The following is a 12,975-nucleotide window of genomic DNA, read 5'->3' on the forward strand; positions in this document are numbered from 1 at the left end:
GGAGACTATCCCTGCGCCGTCATTTCGTATGTTTGGCTTACTGCTAGGTTCAGAATACGAAATCGTCATCCGTCATCGGCTCGACGTGGATCGTGCGAACGTATCCGTTACCTTTTTTGGAGAAGAAATCGTGCTGCTTTGTACGGGTACTGATTCCGTTGAACACGATCGGATTTACTTCCTCTTCCGGGAAGATCGGATCAAGACCGAGGTTCATGAACGCTTTGTTCGCGTTATAACGAATGAACGTCTTCACTTCCTCGGCAAGCCCGATGGAGGAGTAGAGCTCGTCCGTGTACTTCTCTTCGTTCTGATGCAGGAACTGCAGCAGTCCGCGCAAAATTTCGTCGGCATCCTTCTGGACGTCCGGATCAAGCTTGGCATATACTTCCTGAGCCAGAACGCCGACGTATAGACCGTGGATGCTTTCGTCGCGCAGGATGAGATCGATGACCTCGCCGCTGCTCGTCATTTTTCCTTGTCCGGCCAAGTAAAGCGGGTAGAAGAACCCGCTATAGAATAAGTAGCTTTCCAGCAAGACGGAGGCTGCCATAGCCAGATACAAATCTTTGTCCGTCTCGATGTTCTTATAGTAGCCCGAGATCGTGTCGGCTTTGGTTTGCAGATATTCGTTACCTTCTACCCAGCGGAATACGGCATCGATTTCCTCGGTTGTCGCGAGCGTAGTGAAGATACTGCTATACGATTTGGCATGGATTTGTTCCATCATGCCCATGAAAGCGAGAACGGCTTTGCGTTGCAGGCCTTCTACATGTTCTAGGATCTTCGGCATTCCGATGCCGCCTTGAACCGTGTCGAGCAAGGTAAGTCCGCCTAGCACCTTGATGTATAATTCGCGTTCTTGATCGCTTAACGTCATCCACGACATTTTGTCGTCGGACAACGGAATTTCTTCGTCGGTCCAGAACTGCATAATATTTTGATTCCAGAACGTGATGGTGAAATCATCGTCCGGACGGTTCCAATTGACTGCTTTCATAACGCCCATCTAACGTGCCTCCTCTTTCCTTAAACCGAGCAAGTGATGCATTCTTCTACGGATAACCGGTTCGTCCGGGTGTAGTAGAGGGATTTCAGACCTTTTTTGGCGGCATATACGTAATAGCGGGACAGTTGTCTCGTCGTCACGTCGCTGTTCACGTGAAGAATCGTCGATATGCCCTGATCGATATGAGGCTGAATTTCCGCGATCAAGTCGATTACCTTCATCTGATCCATCTGATAGGCCGATTTGTAGAAGAAGAAGTTTTCGCGGCTCAAGTACGGCATCGGGTAGTAGGTCGTCGAATTCGCGTAGGTACGCGTTTCGATCGGCTCCACGATCGGCATGACGCTCGAAGTCGCGTTTTGGATATAAGATATGCTCTGGGTCGGAGCGATCGCGAGACGGTAAGCGTGGTACAAGCCGTGCTTGGCCACTTCCGCTTTAAGTCGGCTCCAATCTTGCGGAGAAGGAACAGCGACATCTGCGAACAATTCTTGTACGCGGGCCGTAGCAGGACGATAATCGGTGTTCTCGTAACGCTCGAAGTAAGTTCCTTTGGCATATTCGGATTGCTCGAAGCCTTGGAAGGTCGTACCGGCGTCACGCGCGATATGCATGCTCTTCTCCAGGGAGTAGAAGTTCATCATCATGAAGAACGTGCGGACGAAGTCGCGCGCTTCCGCGCTTTCGTAGGCGATTTTATTTTTGGAAAGATAACCGTGCAGGTTCATAGCACCAAGGCCGACGGAATGCAGCTCGGCGTTCGCTTTAGCTACGCCCGGCGCGTTCTTGACGGTCGTCATGTCGCTGACCGCGGTTAGCGCGATTATGCCCTCGTAGACGGATTCGCGTACTTTTCCTAGCTCCATGACGTTCACGATGTTCAGGGAAGCCAGATTACAGCTAATATCGCGACGAATCGTGTCCGGCTCGTTATAATCGCCGATATCCGAAGTTTCTTGAAGTTGGAAAATTTCCGTGCACAGGTTGGACATCTTGATCTGGCCGATATCCTTCAACGCATGCGCGTCGTTGGCATTCGATTTGTTCATGATGTACGGGTATCCGGATTCGAGCTGGATCGTGGCGATCTTGGCCAGCATGTCCCGGGCGCTCATGATCACTTTCTTCTGCACGCGATCGTCGGCAAGCAACGTGTCGTACATTTCATCCAAGTTGACATCGTCCAAGTACTGACCGTAGGCTTTGTACACGGAATACGGAGCGAATACGTGAAGCGGACGGTTTTCCTCCGCGAGCTTGTAAAATTGATTCGGTACGATCAAGCCGATAGACAAGGTTTTCAATCTCGTTTTCTCGTCGGCGTTGATTTTCTTGCTATCTAGAAATTCCATGACGTCCCAGCCGAAAATATTGTAATAACCCGCTCCGGAGCCTTTGCGTTGACCCATTTGATCCGCGTAGGAGAAAGCATCCTCCATCAGCTTCAGGACAGGCATAATGCCTTTGGCCGCGCCTTCCACGCCTTTAATCGACTCGCCGCGTCCGCGAAGCTTGGACAGGTTGACGGCAACGCCGCCGCCGATCTTGGAAAGCTGCATGCAGGTTCCGATTCCGTAGTTGATAGAGTTGAGAGAGTCGTCAACCTCGAGCAGGAAGCAGGAGACCATCTCGCCGCGACGGCTCTTGCCCGCGTTGAGGAATGTCGGCGTAGCCGGTTGTACGCGCTGCTCCATCATGGCGGAAGCGAGCGAGCGGGCGACGGCGATATCGCCGCGGGATAGATGTAGAGCTACGATCGCTACGCGATCAGGATAGTGTTCTAGGAACAGCGTCTTATCGTCGGACTTGACCGCATAGTCCGTATAGAACTTGGACGCTGCCATATAGGATTGAAATTGAAAGTTATAGCCGTGCGTAAGCGCGTAAATCTCTTCGATCTGCGCTTCGCTGAATGCCTCGTATACGTTCTCGTAGAAGTTCTCGTTAACCATGTAACGAACCTTCTCGGCGGTAGTATGGAAGCGAACGCTCTTGCGCTCGACGTCCGCCATGAACGCTTCGACCGCCTCGCGGTCTTTATCTAGTTGAAAGAATCCTTGTGGATCCCGTTGCATGAGTAAATTATTTAATTCAATATGACGCAACTGCGCCCACCTCCTGTACGAATCTTTCTACATCTCTGGACGTTCCCGATAGCTCGAACTTACCAAGCACCGGTACGCCGTACAACTCGGATATCGCATCCGCGCTGCGAGCAAAACCTTCTCCCCAGTTGCGGTTGCCGCTAGCCATAACCCCGAGCATCCGTCCGTGGTTCTTCTTCAGGAACGACATGACCTTATCGGGAGCCTGACCGAAACCGGTCGTATACGTAACGAGCACGAATGGTTCTTGAACCGTCATTGTTTCTTCGATCTGAATCGACGGTAACTTTAATTTATCGACAAAACGACGTACGTTACCCGTTCTGGAATCATATGCGATGAGCACGGACTTCATTTCTCCTCTCGAAGGCTTCTTGATCTTGTTAGGCCGAGGCGACTCTTTGGACGATCTATTTGGGTCCGAATCTATTGGCTCATGCTGTTAAAAGCTGGCAAGATGTAGGGTTGCTAGTTTCCACTATATGTAGTCTGCAGGTCTAAATTTACATCAATATATTGTGGAAGTCAATCATGATTCGGCTTGAACCAGATAGGCAATTAGTCCTGGATTTAGGGTTGAAAATGAATGAAAGCTTACCATATAAGGATTGTCGGTCGCACGAGCTCTCTCTAATTATTTTACGTTCCGTTAATAAATATATAGATTTGGAATTTGTCGAAAGAATGAAAGGGTTTTATTCTCGAAGAAGGCTTAGCGAACGAACGGAATCCAACTTGCGAATCTGAGCAAAAAACTCAATCCCTAGATATTATTCCGACCCTTTCCGGAAACAATGAGATAAAGAGAAGCCAAAATCGCATAGAGGGATATAAGCTTCTACCAGCGAATATTTAAGCTTAGAAATCGTTTTCTGTAATTTAGACCATGGAGGGATATACTTTGGCTCGAATCGATTTTCCGAAGGATTTCGTCTGGGGAACGGCTACCGCTTCCTATCAGATCGAAGGCGCATGGCAAGAGGACGGGCGCGGCCCGTCGATCTGGGACACGTTCTCTAAGACGCCCGGAAAGGTATTCAACGGCGATAACGGGGACGTCGCGTGCGATAGCTACCATCGTTACGAAGAAGATATCGCCCTGCTCAAGAAGCTCGGCGTTAAAGCTTACCGGTTCTCGATCGCTTGGCCCCGCATCTTCCCACAAGGAACGGGCGAGGTCAACGAGAAGGGCTTGGATTATTACCGCAAGGTCGTCGACGGGTTGATCGCGGCGGGCATCGAGCCTTGCGTCACCCTGTACCATTGGGATCTGCCGCAAGCGTTGCAGGATAAGGGCGGCTGGGATAATCGCGATACGATAGACGCTTTCGTGAACTATTCCGAAGTGATTTTCAAAGCGTTCAACGGCAAAATCAAACAATGGATCACGTTCAACGAAACCTGGTGCGTGTCCTTCCTTTCCAACTATCTTGGCTTGCACGCTCCGGGAAACACGGATCTGCAACTTGCGGTTAACGTTGCCCATCATTGCATGGTCGCCCACGGGGAAGCGGTGAAGAAATTCCGCGAGCTCGGAATCGAAGGGGAGATCGGAACGACCCATAACCTATACTGGTTCGAGCCGTATTCGACGTCTCCGGAAGATGCGGCTGCGGCACGGCGCAACCGTGCGTTCAACAACGAATGGTTCATGGAGCCGACGTTCAAGGGCACTTATCCGCAGTTCTTGGTGGATTGGTTCAAAGGCAAAGGAGCGGAGGTACCGATTCTTCCCGGCGACATGGAGACGATCTCGCAGAAGATCGACTTCATCGGCGTGAACTTCTACAGCGGCGGCTTCGGGCGTTACAAGAAGGACGAAGGCTTGTTCGATTGCGAAGAGGTGCAGGTCGGCTTCGACAAAACATACATGGATTGGAACGTCTACGCGGACGGGCTATATAAAGTGTTATCGTGGGCGCATGAGGAATACGGTGATACTCCAATCTACATTACCGAGAACGGAGCTTGCTACGAAGACGTTCTGACGGAAGACAACCGCGTTCACGACGTGCTTCGCAAAGAGTATTTCAAGAAGCATTTTATCCAATGCCACCGTCTCATCGAGTCCGGCGTCCCTCTGAAAGGGTACTTCGCCTGGTCGTTGCTCGACAACTTCGAGTGGGCGGAAGGCTATCGCAAACGCTTCGGTATCGTCTACACGAACTATGAAACGTTGGAGCGCTACCCGAAAGACAGCTACTATTTTATTCAAGACGTCATCAAGAACAACGGTTTCGAGGCATAAGAGAGTTTCTAGGCAAAGAAGAGTTAAGCCGGGGTGCTAGAAGCACTCCGGCTTTTTTCTCGATTCAAATACGATGCTTTTCATTGTATTATTTGAAGCTCGTTCAAGAATTAAGCTGGATAAAGATGTTTTTTATTCCTATTGGTCTCCATTTGTTTGATTTCATTCATAAATTCGAACTATAGTGATGTTCTTCATCTTACTTTGATTGCAAAAGTGCTTGATAACCCCCATTAGCGATGATTACCATTCTACTTTTGATCAAGTCTTACAGGGAAGCATGCTTTAATCTCGAAGTGACGGACGGAGAAGCCGTTTTTCTTACCAATTTGCAAGTATAAAACTTGGCGAGTAAGAGCGATGTAAATCATTTTTAGTTGCCGCTGCGTGATATCGTTGAACCTGAATTGGGATGAAAATCAGCGTTTATTGAGTGTGACCATGGCACTTTATTCGATAAAAACGACATTCTCTGTTCTTCAAGGAAGGCGTAGTCGTTATTCATTCGGCGGTGCTGTGAACGCCTGCCACACGGCTTCGGTTTCTTCCTTGGGCATTTTCCGTTACAATAGGAGAGATGCCTGACATAGAAAGAGGAATACGCCATGAACGTCGTGCTTGCGACGCTGAACGCCAAATTCATTCACACCTCGCTCGCCCTGAGATACTTGAAGTCCTTTGTTCAGGACGAGTTCGCGGTGGACATTGCCGAATATACGATTAAAGATCCAGCGATGGGCATCGCGGCCGATTTATTCTCGAAGAAGCCCGACGTCATCGGATTTTCTTGTTACATCTGGAATATCGAAGAGACGATTATCGTTGCGGATATGCTTCGCAAAGTCATGCCCGACGTTAAGATCATGCTTGGCGGACCCGAGGTTTCCTACGATACGGAATTTTGGATGAATCGTCTGACTTCCGTGGATTTCATCATCATGGGAGAGGGCGAGGAAACTTTCCGCGACTTGCTTCGGCAGATTGCCGGCGAGCGCAAATACCACTTCGTCTTCGGTATGGCATACCGCAAGGATGACAAAGTCGTCATCACGCCGCCGCGGCCGAAGCTGGATTTGAACACGATTCCTACGCCCCATCGCTTCGAACAGGATCTGGTTCCGATGCGCAATCGCGTCGTCTATTTCGAGACGAGCCGGGGCTGTCCTTTCAGCTGCCAGTTTTGCTTATCGAGCATCGAAGTCGGGGTTCGGTATTTCGACATCGAGTGGGTGAAGGCGGAGCTGACTTATTTGATCGATAACGGCGCCAAGCTGATCAAGTTCGTCGATCGGACCTTCAACATCAAACGCGATTACGCGATGGAAGTGTTCCAGTTCTTGATCGACAACCATCGCGGCTGCGTGTTCCAATTCGAGATTACGGCCGATATCATGCGTCCCGAGGTGCTTGATTTCCTTGCCGAGAAAGCACCCCCCGGCGTGTTTCGCTTCGAGATCGGAGTGCAGTCGACGAACGATCCGACGAACATCGCGGTACAGCGCCGCCAGAACTTCGCCAAGCTGTCCCGTACCGTCGTGAAGGTGAAGGAAAGCGGCAAGATCGACCAGCATCTGGACTTGATCGCGGGACTGCCGCATGAAGACTACGATACGTTCCGCAAAACCTTCAACGACGTCTTCGCCTTAAGACCCGAAGAGCTGCAGCTCGGTTTCTTGAAGATGCTGCGGGGAACGGGTTTGCGGATAGACGCCGAGAAATTCGGTTACGTCTACTCGGACAGGGCTCCTTACGAGATGCTCGCGAACGATCTGATGCCGTTCTCGGATATCGTGCGGATCAAACGCGTCGAAGACGTGCTGGAGAAATTCTGGAACGCGCACCGGATGGATAGGACGATGGAATATTTAATCGAGAAGGCTTATCCGTCGCCTTTCGATTTCTTCCAAGCGTTCGGCGATTTCTGGGAGGGCAAGGGCTGGAGCAGGATCGGGCACCAGCTGGAGGATTTATTCTCGCGGCTATGGGCATTCCTGGAGGCGGACGCAAGGCCTGAGCTTGATCGGGACGTGGCGATGGGCTTGCTGAAAATCGACTATTACCTGCAGCACAAATACAAGCCGCGCAAGCTGTGGTGGGACGATCGCGTGGAGAAGAAAGAGTGGACGGCAGGCTTGAAGTACGCAGCCGGAAAGCTGGGCATGGACGAGCGCGAGCTGCAGAAGAAGGGAACCTTGGACAGGCTGCCGTTCGATTACGGAGTATGGGTCGAAGAAGGACGAGTGGACTTAACGAACCCTTCGGTCTTGGTGTTCTTGTATTCGGGCGAGGAAGCGGGACCGCAATTGGTGGCCCTGCCGCAGCCTGACGGGCAAGCGGCAGTCGTCAAGTAAACGTCATTTATTATTGAAAGGTGGCCGTATTCATGGTTTATAAAGCTAGCTCGGATCGATACGCAACGATGAAGTACAATCGCGTTGGCCGTTCGGGGTTGAAAATTCCGGCGGTATCATTGGGTTTATGGCATAATTTCGGCGGCATCGACACGTTCGAGAACGGCCGCGCTTTGGTTAGACGCGCATTCGATCTGGGCATCACCCACTTCGACTTGGCGAACAACTACGGACCTCCTCCGGGATCCGCGGAAGAAAACTTCGGCCGCCTGCTCGCGACCGATATGAAACCTTACCGCGACGAAATGATCATCTCCACGAAAGCCGGTTACGGCATGTGGGAAGGTCCTTACGGCGACTTCGGTTCCCGCAAGTATTTGATCTCGAGCCTAGATCAAAGCCTAACTCGTATGGGACTTGATTACGTCGATATTTTCTATCACCACCGTCCCGATCCGGAGACTCCTCTCGAAGAAACGATGATGGCGCTGGACCAAATCGTTCGTTCGGGTAAAGCGTTATACGTTGGGGTATCCAACTATCGTGCTGCTGAAGCGAAGGAAGCGATTAGGATCCTGAAAGAGCTCGGAACGCCGCTACTGATTCATCAGCCGCGCTACAGCATGTTCGACCGTTGGATCGAGGACGGCTTGCAAGACGTGCTCGAGGAAGGCGGAGTCGGTTCAATCGTTTTCTCGCCGCTCGAGCAAGGCTTGCTCACGAACAAGTATCTCGGCGGAATTCCGAAGGATTCCCGAGCCGCGGGAGCTTCCGTGTTCTTGAACGAAGGCAACCTGACGGCCGAGAAGCTGGACAAGGTTCGCGCTCTGAACGAGATCGCGACGGAACGCGATCAGACGCTAGCCCAGATGGCACTAGCGTGGGTGTTGCGCGGCGAACGCGTAACGAGCGTCCTGATCGGCGCGAGCAAGGTCAGCCAGCTCGACGATAACGTGGAGGTGCTGAAACGTCTCGACTTCTCGTCGGATGAGTTGGCTCGTATCGAAACGATCTTGAAGTAAATCGTCTTGGCCCGTCAGAGGTTTCTTCTGGCGGGCTTTTTTTATTCGCGATCAAAACAATAGTTGCGGCTGAAGTCTCTCGCTTGTATGATCATCTAAGAATGATGATCGTACAAGCGAGAGACAAAGGAGCCCTTATCTATGAGCCACGCGATTACGAGACGGATAGAAGATTTGGAGAAGCTTTCTCCACCTTTAACAGCTCGACCGGATATAGACGAATACTGGGACCGGACGTTGCGACAATTCTCGGATAAGCCTTTAAACGCCAAGAGAACTCTCGTGGTTACGCCTTACGCGTATATGGAAGCGTATAAGGTGTCATACGAAGGCTTCGACGAGACTCCAATCCATGGATGGTATCTGCTGCCAAAGTTCCGCAAAGAAGGCACCGAGCTGCCTTGCGTCGTGCTCTATCATGGTTATTCGGGGAGTAAAGGATATCCCGAGGAGTACGCTTCCTATCTTATGATGGGCGTGGCCGTGTTCGCCATTGATGTTCGAGGCCAAGCGGGAGAGACGGGCAATGGGATGGCCCAGGACTTCGGGATGACGAAAGGCTGGATTACGCAGGGGATATTGCATCGTGACACATGTTATTATCGAGCGGTTACGATAGACGCATTAAAGGCGCTGGATTGGGCAAGCGAACAACCGGAAGTAGACGCTTCGCGCATCTGCGCGGCGGGCGGGAGCCAAGGCGGCGGTCTCGCGATGATCGCGGCGGCACTGTCGGATAAGCCGGCGATTGCCGTTCCCCATATTCCGAATATGTGCCACATGGATTTCGGAATCCTGAATTCCAACAGCTCGCTGTCGGAAGCCGCGGCTTTCATCGAACGGTTTCCCGAATCGCTGGAGACGGTCATCGAGACGCTCAGCTACTATGACAATATGAATCTGGCTCACCGTATACGCATTCCGATCTTCGTTACGGTAGGCCTGAAGGATCCGGTGACGATGCCGGAAACGATCTATGCGGCGTATAACCGCGTAGAGTCGGAGAAGACGATCGTCCCTTATCCGTTCTCCGGACACGTCGTAACGGCCGATCACAATCGCAAGGCAACGGAGTTCATCGCGAAGCATTTCCGCCTCGGCTAACCGTCCTTATACAATTCCCGCATGACATGACCGAGTTCGGGAATAATCAACCGGGTCATCGCCAATCGCACCGCGCCGGTCGAGCCCGGCATCGAGAAAACAGCCGTGCTCCCGATCGTACCCGCAATCGCTCTCGACAATATGGCAGCCGATCCAATGTCCTCGGCGAAACTCAAATACCGGAAGATTTCCCCGAAGCCGGGCATCTCCTTATGCAGTTGATCGCGCACGGCTTCGTAAGTCGTATCCCTGCCCGCGATACCGGTGCCGCCGTTCAAGAGCACGGCTTCCACAAGGGGATTATCGGCGGCTTCGCGCAGAAGCTTCCCGATCCCCTCGTACTCGTCCTTCACGATCGCGTACTCGGCAACCGTGAATCCGTTCTCCTCCAGTAAATGACGAATAAGCTGGCCGCTCTTGTCCGTCTCCGGCGTTCGTGTGTCGGATACGGTAAGGATGGCGCAAGCGACGCTCTTGGGCGCTTCCTTGCGGTGCTGCTCGATCGAGGTTGTCATAGATCCTCCTAAGGAAACGGCGAATCCGCAATGGATCCGCCGTCGTTTGTTTTCTATTCCGTTTTTTTATCGTCTACAGAATCGATAGGCTCCGAAACGTCATCCGATGGCTCCGGATCGGCCAAAGGCTGATCGGCATGAACCGCTGGAACGGCAAGCGCTGCTTCGGCTTTCGCCGGCTCCTTGATCAGACGGTCCATGACCGCCGGTACAAGCAACGTCAACGCATAAGCCAATGTCATCCAGACCGCGTAAGAATGATGCTGATCCGCATTGAAGGATGGGAAAACGGAGTCGCGCTGCCATATCGTGAAGGTACTCAATAACAGTCCGACGGCTGTCGCGGCGAATCCGAAGCGGGTAGCCGAGCCTCTTTCGCGGAAAAGCCGCAGGCGCACGATTAACGCCATCCCGATGAGCAACAGGAACGACAGCATTTCAAGCAGGAAAAGGGAAGAGCCGAAATAAGGTTCATTAATTCCCAGCATAACCCAATCCCCGAATAACAAGAAGAAGAGGGTGGGTACGGCCCATACCGCGATTCCCAGTCCGGTTAGTATCACTCCTTGGCGCATGGCCATCCGTCCTTTCGAATGCTTCATCAATCCGTAAGCTCATTTATTCGACTAATCGCGCCGATTTCCTTTTTAAGGAACTAGGCTTCGAAGCACAGTCATCGAGCCGTCCAGCGTATATTGGCCAAGGTTGGCCGGCAGGAGGAAGCAATCGCCCGCTTTGGCGTCTACGAGACCGTTCGACCATCCGATACTGCCCGAACCTTCGCATACGATGACGATGACGAAGCTGTCCGCCGAAGTGGACAATGTCCATGTTCCCCGCACGACGCCTTTATCCGTCTTAAAATAAGGCGAAGTCGCCAACGTCAGCCACTCTCCGGGTTTCGCTCCGTCCGTATCCATGCGCGCCGCGCCGGATCCTTCGTATGCCGTTACGTTCAGGGAATCCTCGATATGCAGCTCGCGCGGTTTGCCGTCCAATCCGGGACGATCGTAATCGTACAGCCGGTAGGTCGTATCCGAATTCTGCTGGATTTCCGCGACGAGAACTCCCGCGCATAACGCATGCACGGTTCCGGCGGGGATGTAGAACGTATCTCCGGTTTTGACGGACACTTCTTGAAGAGTGTCCATGATCCGGCCTTCTTCGATCGCCTTGGCCATCTCCGCACGGTCGACTCCCGGCTTCAGTCCGTAGATGATCTTGGCATCCGGCTTGGCGTCGAGCACGTACCACATTTCCGTTTTGCCTAATTCGCCCTTGGGAAGTCCTTCGTAATGATCGTTAGGATGAACCTGAATAGACAGGTCGTCGTTGCAATCGAGAAGCTTGATCAATAGCGGGAATCGCCCGTTATCCGAACCGCCTCCTTTCGTTCCGAACCAAGCGGCTCCTACGGATTCGCGTATTTCATCTAGTCCTTTGCCGGCTAAAGCTCCGTTCGTGACATGGGATACCCCATTGGGGTGATCCGCGATCATCCAGCCTTCGCCGATAACGCCCGCGGGAACGTCGAATCCGAATTTCTCGAGCGCGCGTCCGCCCCAGACTCTTTCTTTGAACTCAGGCTTGAAATGCAAAGGATACGGTTGAATACTCATGTTAATTCGTGCCTCCTCTAGTTGTTTGAAAGAATTCCAAAGCTTCTCCGTCCGGTCCGTCGAAGAAGAAATAACGGGATCCGTTCGGGAGGGTAGTGATTTCTTGATCGAGTCCCGCGACGTTACCAGCGCGAATGCGTTCGAACTCCGCTTCGATATCGTCGACGGTAAAGGCGACATGATGAACTCGCCCCGACTTGGCCACATCGCCAGAATATCCTTCGATTAATTCGATTTCGGTCTCGGAGGACGATCGGAACGATAGGAAGGCCAGCCGAATGACGCCTTTGCCATGAAGAAGCGTCTCCGTATGTTTTAGACCGACGACTTGCTCGTAGAATGGAATGGAAATCTCCAATGAACCAACCATAATGCCGACATGCTCGATTTTGCGAACCGCCAATTCAACCATCCTCCTATCGTTTATTTACGGCGATTAAATAGGGTGCCTTCTTCTTCTGCGGAAAATCGTATACGACGGCCTGAGCGACATTCGACGGGAGACGAGTTGCCCAAGCCAGTACCGCATCCGCTTCTTCTTGCCCGCCTTCATGGCCGGGGTACACGACGACGGTGACAATTCCGTCGCTGCGCAATACACGCAACGCTGAATCCAATGCGGCAACGGTGGTTGCCGTTCGCGTAATGACGGCGGACGATGCGCCGGGCAAATAACCGAGGTTGAACATGACCGCCGCGATTGTCCCGTGCGATTCCGAGGGAATCGCCTCGCACATGGTCTCGTGACCGGCATGGATGAACGTCGTCGGAGCTAGCCTATCGGCTTCGGACTCCTCCGCTTTGCGCAGCCGACTTCGCGTATTGTCCAGCGCTTCGGCTTGAATATCGAAGGCGAACGCGATGCCGCCCGGACCGGCGGCTCGCGCGAGGAACAACGTATCGGCTCCGTTGCCGGCCGTCGCGTCGACGACGGCATCCCCCGCACGGACGCGTTCCTTCACCCATTGCTGGGCTTGGCTGAGAACGGACATGAACCCCATC

12 protein-coding genes are annotated in these 12,975 nt (G+C 52.4%); 4 read left to right on the top strand and 8 right to left on the bottom strand.

Annotated features, from left to right (window positions below; all coding sequences use genetic code 11):
* Positions 1-49 precede the first annotated feature (49 nt).
* The 3 genes from nrdF to nrdI are packed head-to-tail and all read right to left on the bottom strand — an operon-like array spanning position 50 to position 3,460.
* Positions 50-1,009, bottom strand: a complete 960-nt coding sequence (nrdF, locus tag DFP95_RS07025; RefSeq protein WP_115991895.1) for a class 1b ribonucleoside-diphosphate reductase subunit beta — start codon at positions 1,007-1,009, stop codon at positions 50-52.
* 20 nt (positions 1,010-1,029) lie between these two features.
* Complete coding sequence (gene nrdE / locus DFP95_RS07030; RefSeq protein WP_115991896.1) at positions 1,030-3,114, bottom strand: class 1b ribonucleoside-diphosphate reductase subunit alpha; 2,085 nt, start codon at positions 3,112-3,114, stop codon at positions 1,030-1,032.
* Complete coding sequence (gene nrdI / locus DFP95_RS07035; protein ID WP_115992271.1) at positions 3,101-3,460, bottom strand: class Ib ribonucleoside-diphosphate reductase assembly flavoprotein NrdI; 360 nt, start codon at positions 3,458-3,460, stop codon at positions 3,101-3,103. The genes nrdE and nrdI overlap by 14 nt, the downstream gene beginning before the upstream one ends.
* A 555-nt stretch (positions 3,461-4,015) precedes the next feature.
* On the opposite strand from nrdI, the gene DFP95_RS07040 reads away from it, so the two are divergent.
* The 4 genes from DFP95_RS07040 to DFP95_RS07055 all read left to right on the top strand — a co-directional run bounded on the left by DFP95_RS07040 (position 4,016) and on the right by DFP95_RS07055 (position 9,839).
* Positions 4,016-5,362: a GH1 family beta-glucosidase gene (locus DFP95_RS07040; RefSeq protein ID WP_115991897.1), complete on the top strand. Its 1,347-nt coding sequence runs from the start codon at positions 4,016-4,018 to the stop codon at positions 5,360-5,362.
* A gap of 605 nt (positions 5,363-5,967) precedes the next feature.
* The gene (locus DFP95_RS07045) at positions 5,968-7,713 is read left to right on the top strand and encodes a B12-binding domain-containing radical SAM protein (RefSeq protein ID WP_115991898.1); all 1,746 of its coding nucleotides are present in this window, start codon (positions 5,968-5,970) and stop codon (positions 7,711-7,713) included.
* 32 nt (positions 7,714-7,745) lie between these two features.
* The gene (mgrA, locus tag DFP95_RS07050) at positions 7,746-8,735 is read left to right on the top strand and encodes an L-glyceraldehyde 3-phosphate reductase (protein WP_115991899.1); all 990 of its coding nucleotides are present in this window, start codon (positions 7,746-7,748) and stop codon (positions 8,733-8,735) included.
* A gap of 141 nt (positions 8,736-8,876) precedes the next feature.
* On the top strand, positions 8,877-9,839 hold the full coding sequence (locus DFP95_RS07055) for an acetylxylan esterase (RefSeq protein ID WP_115991900.1): 963 nt from the start codon (positions 8,877-8,879) through the stop codon (positions 9,837-9,839).
* Here DFP95_RS07055 and DFP95_RS07060 read toward each other — a convergent pair.
* The 5 genes from DFP95_RS07060 to mnmM are packed head-to-tail and all read right to left on the bottom strand — an operon-like array spanning position 9,836 to position 12,974.
* The gene (locus tag DFP95_RS07060) at positions 9,836-10,354 is read right to left on the bottom strand and encodes a MogA/MoaB family molybdenum cofactor biosynthesis protein (protein ID WP_115991901.1); all 519 of its coding nucleotides are present in this window, start codon (positions 10,352-10,354) and stop codon (positions 9,836-9,838) included. The genes DFP95_RS07055 and DFP95_RS07060 overlap by 4 nt on opposite strands.
* A 53-nt stretch (positions 10,355-10,407) precedes the next feature.
* Positions 10,408-10,956, bottom strand: coding sequence for a hypothetical protein (locus DFP95_RS07065; protein WP_115991902.1), 549 nt, complete (start codon positions 10,954-10,956; stop codon positions 10,408-10,410).
* Positions 10,957-11,001: 45 nt separating this feature from the next.
* Positions 11,002-11,973, bottom strand: a complete 972-nt coding sequence (locus DFP95_RS07070) for a type I phosphomannose isomerase catalytic subunit (protein WP_115991903.1) — start codon at positions 11,971-11,973, stop codon at positions 11,002-11,004.
* 1 nt (position 11,974) lies between these two features.
* Positions 11,975-12,376 carry a VOC family protein gene (locus DFP95_RS07075; RefSeq protein WP_281273399.1) on the bottom strand — a complete coding sequence of 134 codons (402 nt, stop codon included), beginning with the start codon at positions 12,374-12,376 and terminating at the stop codon, positions 11,975-11,977.
* 13 nt (positions 12,377-12,389) lie between these two features.
* Positions 12,390-12,974, bottom strand: coding sequence for a tRNA 5-(aminomethyl)-2-thiouridylate-methyltransferase MnmM (mnmM, locus tag DFP95_RS07080; protein ID WP_115991905.1), 585 nt, complete (start codon positions 12,972-12,974; stop codon positions 12,390-12,392).
* Position 12,975: the final 1 nt, after the last annotated feature.

Origin of the sequence: Cohnella lupini, from assembly GCF_003386205.1 — a bacterium.
Lineage (GTDB): Bacteria > Bacillota > Bacilli > Paenibacillales > Paenibacillaceae > Cohnella > Cohnella lupini.

Bases quoted from the DNA above. Each gene is read 5' to 3' on its own strand.
- nrdF (WP_115991895.1), bottom strand. From the start codon at position 1,009: ATGGGCGTTATGAAAGCAGTCAATTGGAACCGTCCGGACGATGATTTC.
- DFP95_RS07045 (WP_115991898.1), top strand. From the start codon at position 5,968: ATGAACGTCGTGCTTGCGACGCTGAACGCCAAATTCATTCACACCTCG.
- mgrA (WP_115991899.1), top strand. From the start codon at position 7,746: ATGGTTTATAAAGCTAGCTCGGATCGATACGCAACGATGAAGTACAAT.
- DFP95_RS07055 (WP_115991900.1), top strand. From the start codon at position 8,877: ATGAGCCACGCGATTACGAGACGGATAGAAGATTTGGAGAAGCTTTCT.
- DFP95_RS07060 (WP_115991901.1), bottom strand. From the start codon at position 10,354: ATGACAACCTCGATCGAGCAGCACCGCAAGGAAGCGCCCAAGAGCGTC.
- DFP95_RS07065 (WP_115991902.1), bottom strand. From the start codon at position 10,956: ATGAAGCATTCGAAAGGACGGATGGCCATGCGCCAAGGAGTGATACTA.
- DFP95_RS07070 (WP_115991903.1), bottom strand. From the start codon at position 11,973: ATGAGTATTCAACCGTATCCTTTGCATTTCAAGCCTGAGTTCAAAGAA.
- mnmM (WP_115991905.1), bottom strand. From the start codon at position 12,974: ATGGGGTTCATGTCCGTTCTCAGCCAAGCCCAGCAATGGGTGAAGGAA.